This window comes from Nocardia sp. bgisy134 (genome assembly GCF_057708325.1).
Genome location: NZ_JBYIRW010000044.1, coordinates 1 through 7,458, shown reverse-complemented (window position 1 = coordinate 7,458; position 7,458 = coordinate 1). Strand labels below are relative to the sequence as shown.

1 protein-coding gene is annotated in these 7,458 nt (G+C 66.0%); it reads right to left on the bottom strand.

Annotated elements, in window-relative coordinates; translation table 11 throughout:
- On the bottom strand, positions 1–7,458 hold a 7,458-nt coding region (locus tag AC3ERS_RS36435), incomplete at both ends, for an SDR family NAD(P)-dependent oxidoreductase (protein WP_431972708.1).

Sequence of the window (7,458 nt, the reverse complement as noted above, 5' to 3'; positions counted from 1 at the left end):
GCCCTGCCTGCGCATCCAGTTGAAGGCGTCCTCGGAGAGCTCGGCGCCGAGCGCGGTCGATCGCGCCCACATCCCGTAATCGAGGGAGGTCGCGGGTAGTCCCAGGCTGTGACGATGTGCGGCGAGGGCATCGAGGAAGACGTTCGCGGCAGCGTAGTTCGCTTGACCGGCAGCCAGCACCAATCCACCCGCCGATGACAACAGGACGAACAGCGACAACGAGCGGTCGTGGGTGAGTTCGTGAAGGTGCCACGCGGCATCGAGCTTGGGTCCGAAGACATGGTCGATCCGGTCCGCCGTGATCGACTCGATCAGCCCGTTGTCGGCGGTTCCGGCCGCGTGCACCACGCCAACCAGCGGATGCTGGTCAGAAATGGTATCGAGCAGCGCCGCCAGCGCAGACCGATCGGACACATCGCACGCGGCGATGGTCACCTGCGCACCGAGCTCGACCAGCTCCGCACACAATTCAGCCGCGCCGTCAGCATCCGGTCCACGCCGAGATGTCAGAAGCAGATGTCCCACACCGTGTTCGGTCACCAGATGTCGAGCGATCACCGCACCCAGACCACCGGTGCCACCGGTAATCAGCACCGTGCCAGGCTCGGACAGCCGCGCAATCGTGCCGGGTGCGTGACGGGTCAAGCGCGGCGCGAGCAGGGTCGTCCCGCGTAGCGCGGCCTCCGGTTCTCCAGCTGCCGCTGCGGTCGCGACAGAGACCGGGTCACGGTCCTGATCCAGATCGAGGAGCTGGAATCGACTCGGGTGTTCGGCCTGCGCGGCACGCAACAGACCCCACACCGGCGCCTGCCCCAGATCGACCTGGTCCGAATCGGCAGTGGACATGGCTTTTCTGGTGAGCACAACCAAACGGGAACCGGCGAAACGAGAATCGGCCAGCCACCGCTGAACGGTGCCGAGAACACCGGCCACAACCTGCCGCACGGCCTCCGGCGGCGCACCATCATGGTGCGGGCACTCGAGCAACACGATCTCAGGAACAACCAGGTCGGGAGTCGCATCCAGATCGGCGATCAACGCCGCGAGATCACCATAACGCCGCACCTCACCGGAACTCTGGTCACCGGAACCCCGGCCAGAACCGAGTACCGCAACACGACCCGGCTCGACACTCGCCGCCGACGACAGCGGAACAGCGACCCAATCCACGCCGAAGAGGGCCTCCGACACCCGGCCCGCGCCCAGGCGTTCAGGCGACACAGGCCGAGAAGCCAAGGCGCCCACCGACAGAACAGGTTGACCCTGCTCGTCGGCGATCTGCACAGTGAACCGATCGCCCTGAAGCACAATGCGCACCCGCGCTACGGCAGCACCGGCCGAGTACAACACCACCCGGTTCCAAGCGAAAGGCAGCGCAGGGACGCCACTACCACCGCCACGAAGACCATGAATTATCCCGGCATGCAACGCAGAATCGAAGAGCGCAGGATGAATCCCGAAACCCTCCGCGTCCCGCGGATCCGACAGAGCGACCTCGGCGAACAACTCATCGCCGCGCTGCCACGCCGCCCGCAAACCCTGGAAGAACGGGCCGTACCCGTACCCGAGTTCGAGCAGCTCGTCATACACACCGTCGACAGGCACCGGCTGCGCGCCCGCAGGAGGCCACGAGATCAGGTCGAAATCAGCCACCACATCGCCCGGCGCAAGCACACCTTCGGCGTGCAGCACCCACGGACCCTCGCCCGCCTGCCGAGAATGGATACCCAGCCGCCGACGACCAGCCTCGTCAGCAGCGGCCACCACGACCTGCACCGAGACACTGCCCTCGGCCGACATCGTCAACGGAGTGTGCAGGACGAGCTCATCCACCACACCGCAGCCCAACAGGCCGCCGACGTAGCTGGCCAGCTCCACAAGTCCGGTTCCGGGCAGCAGCACGGTGCCGAGCACGCTGTGGTCGGCCAGCCATTCGACGGAGTCGAGCGACCACCGGCCGGTGAAGCTCACCCCACCCGAATCCGGGTGCGGCACAACCGCACCCAGCAACGGATGATCCACCACATCCAGCCCGGCCGAGCTGACCCCACCCAGCTCGGCCGCCAGCCAGGACTGCGCCAACATCTGCCTGGTATCGATCCAGAAACGCTCGTGCTGGAAGGCATAGGTGGGCAAGTCGATTCGCTGGGCCCCGGAATCAGCGTAGAAACCAGCCCAATCCACCTCGGCACCAGAGACGAACAGCGCTGCCACGCCGCCCAACACCGTGGACCGATCGGCATGGTTTCGACGAGCCAGCGCCACAACGGCAGAAGCGCCTACCTGCTCGTCATCCACGATCTGCGCGATCATCGGAGTCAACACCGCATCAGGCCCGACCTCGGCGAACCTGGCGACACCCGTGCCTGCCATTGTCGCGACCGCATCGGCGAAGCGCACCGTGTCACGGACCTGGCCGACCCAATACGACGGATCGGACATCTCGTCGTTGATCCGGACACCGGTCACCGTGGACACCAACGGGATACTCGGGCGACTGAACGCCAAACCATCGATCGCCGTGGCGAATTCGGCCAGCATCGGCTCCATCGACACCGAATGGAAAGCATGCGAGACCCGCAACCTGTGTGTGCGCCAACCACGTTCGGCACACCGATCAGCGACAGCCACGACATCGTCTTCGACACCGGACAACACCACCGACGACGGACCATTGATCGCCGCGATCGACACCTCGCCGGCCAGCATCGGCAGCACGTCGGCCTCCGACGCACCGACAGCGACCATCGCCCCACCCGCGGGCAGCGCCTGCATCAAGCGGCCACGCGCGGCGACCAGGATGCACGCATCCGCGAGCGACATCACCCCGGCGATGTGCGCAGCCGCGATCTCGCCGATCGAATGACCGGCCACCACATCCGCACGCACGCCCCACGACTCGAGCAGCCGGAACAACGCCACCTCGAACGCGAACAAACCCGCCTGAGCGAACACCGTCCGATCGATCAGTTCATCGCTCGACAGCGCCTCACCCAGCGAAACCGACTGCCCCAACAGCGGATCCAGCTGAGCGACGATCGCATCGAAAGCCTCGGCGAACACCGGATACGCTCCGCGCAGCTCGGCAGCCATACCCGCCCACTGGGCACCCTGACCAGAAAACACCACACCAGTCGAACCCGACACCACACGACCGGACACCACACCCGGTGCCTGCACCCCCGCAGCCAATGCCCGCACACCCGCCAGCAGATCGTCACGGCCCTCGGCCACGACAACTCCGCGATGCTCGAACACACTGCGCGCCGACGCCAGCGAGAAACCGGTATCAATCGGATCGTGCTCGCCCGCGCGCGATGTCAAACGATCAGCCTGAGCGGCAAGAGCATCCCTACTGCGTGCCGAAACCACCCACGGCAGCACAGCCGGGACGGTCCGCACAACCGGTACCGCGGCAGGCTCCACCACCGGGGCCTGTTCCAGGATGACGTGGGCGTTGGTGCCGCTGATACCGAACGAGGACACACCAGCCCGACGCGGCCGATCCGCCGTCGGCCACTCGACCGCCTCGGTCAACAACCGCACATGCCCCTCGGACCAATCGACCTTGGTGGAGGGCTGATCCGCATGCAGCGTTCGGGGCAGCACGCCATGGTGCATCGCCATCACCATCTTGATCACACCACCCACACCCGCGGCGGCCTGAGCATGGCCGATGTTGGACTTCAACGACCCCAACCACAACGGACGATCCGGGTTCCGGTCCTGACCGTAAGTGGCCAGCAACGCTTGCGCCTCGATCGGATCGCCCAGGGTGGTCCCGGTGCCGTGGGCCTCCACCACATCCACCTCGACCGGCGAGACTCCGGCGTTGGCCAATGCTTGGCGGATCACCCGCCGCTGCGAAGGACCGTTCGGCGCGGTCAAACCATTCGACGCACCATCCTGATTCACCGCCGAACCGGCCATCACCGCAAGAATCCGATGGCCGTTGCGCTGAGCGTCGGACAACCGCTCCAACACCAACACACCGGCACCCTCGGACCAGCCCACCCCATCGGCGTTATCGGAGAAGGACTTACACCGCCCGTCCGGCGACAACCCTCGCTGACGGCTGAACTCCACGAAAGTCTCCGGTGTCGCCATCACCGCCACACCACCGGCCAACGCCAGATCACACTCACCCGACCGCAACGACTGCGCAGCCAGGTGCATCGCCACCAACGATGACGAACACGCCGTATCCACCGACACCGCCGGGCCTTCCAACCCCAGCGTGTAGGCGATCCGACCCGACACCAAACTGCCGGTAGCGTTGCTGCCGCTCCCCTGGGCGTAGTCGTGGTACATCACGCCGGTGAAGACACCGGTCGAACTGCCACGCAGCACAGCCGGATCCACACCGGCCCGCTCCAACGCCTCCCACGTCGTTTCCAGTAGCTGCCGCTGTTGCGGATCCATCATCGTGGCCTCATTGGGACTGATCCCGAAGAATTCGGCATCGAAATCGGCTGCGGAGTACAGGAATCCACCCCGGCGCGTGTAGGTCTTGCCCGCCTTGCCACGTTCGGGATCGTAGATACCATCGACGTCCCAGCCACGATCCATCGGCAACTCACCGATGCTATCGACGCCCGACATGACGAGACTCCACAGGTCTTCGGGCGAGGCGACACCACCCGGGTAACGGCAGGCCATTCCGACCAGAGCGATCGGCTCGTCGTCAACAGCCTTGCTGGCAGTAACCTCGACATCGCGGCTGGTGCCGGCGAACTCGTCGGCCAGATACTTCGCCAAAGCCTGCGGTGTCGGGTAGTCGAACACCAGCGTCGCAGGCAGCCGCAGGCCTGTCACGTTTTTGAGAGCATTGCGGAACTCGATAGCAGTGAGCGAGTCGAAACCCAACTCACCGAAGGCCTTGTCCGCCGCAATCGCATTCGCGTCCTGATGACCCAGAATCGCCGCGACCTGACCACGCACGATCTCCACGAGCACACCGAAACGTTCACCGTCGGGAGTGTTCGCCAAACGAGCGCGTAGCGCCGTGAAAGCACCTGAGGCCGCTTTGCGGCGATGCGGGATCAGCGCGGAAAACAGTGCGGGCACCGCGAATCCCGTACTGCGCATCGCGTCCAGGTCGAAACGGGCAAGGAGAGGGGCAGCTGTGTCCAACCCGGTCGCGGCATCGAACAGCGCGAGGCCTTGTTCCTCCGAGAGCGGCAGCAAACCCGAGCGAGACATGCGGTGACGGTCCCGGTCGCTGAGTTCTGCGGCCATACCCCCGTCCATGCTCCATACACCCCAGGCGTAAGACTTGCCGCAGAGCCCGGATGCCCTGCGGTGCGCCGCGAGAGCATCCAGGCACGCGTTGGCCGCGGCATAGTTGCCTTGACCAGGGTTGCCGAACGCACCGGCCACCGAACTGAACAGCACGAACGCCTTCAACGGCAGATCGGCGGTCAGTTCATGCAGGTGCAGGGCAGCATCGACCTTGGGCCCCAACACGGCATCCATCCGGGCCGGGGTCAACGAACCGACCGCACCGTCGTCGAGAACGCCGGCCATGTGGAACACACCGGTCAGCGGGTGACCGGAAGGCACCTCGGCCAACACCTGCGCAAGCGCGCCGCGATCGGCGACATCACAAGCCACGAACCCGACCTCGGCACCGAGACGCTGCAACTCCGCCCGCAACTCGGCAGCGCCGGAAGCGGATTCACCGCGGCGGCTCAACAGCAGAAGCCGGCGCACACCATGTGCGTCGACCAGGTGCCGGGCGAACAACCCACCCAGGTAGCCGCTGGCACCGGTGACCAGAACAGTATCGTCCGGGCCGAAGGACGAACTCACAGCCGAAGCTGCCGCGGAGGAACCCCCAGCTGAAGTGGTCGTCGGAGCGGAGATTCGGCCGACGCGCGCAAGGTGTACTCGCCCATCACGCACCGCCACCTGCGGTTCGGCCACGGCGACAATCCCGCCCAGCAGCCCGTCGAGTTCGGAATCGGTGTCGATCAACACGATCCGGCCAGGATTCTCCGCCTGGGCGGAACGAACCAGACCACACACAGCCGCACCGGCCAAGTTCGTAACGTCTTCCCCGGCAACGGATACCGCACCACCGGTCCGGACTACCAGCACCGATTCGGCGAATCGATTGCCCGCAATCCAGGACTGCAATACCTCGAGGACCTCATGAGTCGCAGCATGGACAGCGGCGGGATCATTACCCGTCGGGCACTCCAACACCACCGCCTGCGGAACCTGCTCACCGAGCTCCGCCCACGCCACCGCGGTGACTTCGGCTTCACGCACCGCGATCGGTGTCCAGCCGATCTGGAACAACGCATTACCGACGACGGATGCGCCGGCCATGAGCTGCGCGGGATCGATCGGCCGGGAAGCCAGATGCCGCACCGTCGCCACCGCAGCACCGGTCGAGTCCGCCAGATCCAGAGCAACACCGTGCTCGCCGACCCGGGTGAGCCGAACGCGCAACGCATCAGCACCCGCCGCACGCACCGTGACACCGGACCACTCGAACGGCAACGCCACACCGGTTCCGTCCGCCGACATGCCATCGGCGAAACGCAAGGCATGCAACGCCGCATCCAGCAACGCCGGATGCACACCGAAACGCTCCGCCTCGGTTCGGGCCTGCTCGGGCAATTCGACCTCGGCATAGAGCAGACCGTCGGATCCGCGCCACACCGACCTCAGTGCCTGGAACACCGGACCGTAGTGATAGCCCTGTGCGTCGAGGGAGTCGTACACCCCATCGATATCGACCGCGACCGCACCGGCGGGCGGCCACTGCACCAGATCGGCAGCCGCGCTGTCGATTCCGGACGCGAGCACACCCTCGGCGTTCAACGTCCACGACGCCACCGAATCGACACCATCATCGGGCCGGGAGAAGATACGCACCGCGCGACGGCCGGTCTCGTCCTCGGCGCCGACCACAACGCGCACCGCGAGTCCGGCGGACTCCGGCAGTGCCAGTGGGGCTTGTAGGACCAGTTCCTCGAGGGTCGAGCAGCCGACCTGTTCTGCGGCGTACAAGGCGAGTTCGACCAAACCGGTACCGGGGAACAGCACGGTGTCCACAACCGTGTGGTCGGCCAGCCATGGGTGCGTCTGCACCGACAGGCGGCCGGTGAGAGTTACCGCGTCGGAGTCCGGTTGCGAGACGACCACCGAGACCAAAGGGTGCCCGGTGGCGACGAGCCCCATCGCCCGGGCATTGCCACCGGCGGCGGGCCCTTCGGTCATCCAATAACGTCGATGCTGGAAGGCGTAGGTGGGCAGGTCGATTCGCGCGGCACCGGTACCGGCATACAGACCGGCCCAGTCCACCTCGGCGCCGGACACGAACAGTCCAGCCACCCCGCCCAACACCGTGGCCGGATCGGCATGGTCTCGACGCGCCAACGCCACCACCGCAGGAGCCGCCACCGCAGCCCCCGCGCTCGCCTGCCCGCCGTCGAGAGTCTGGGCGAT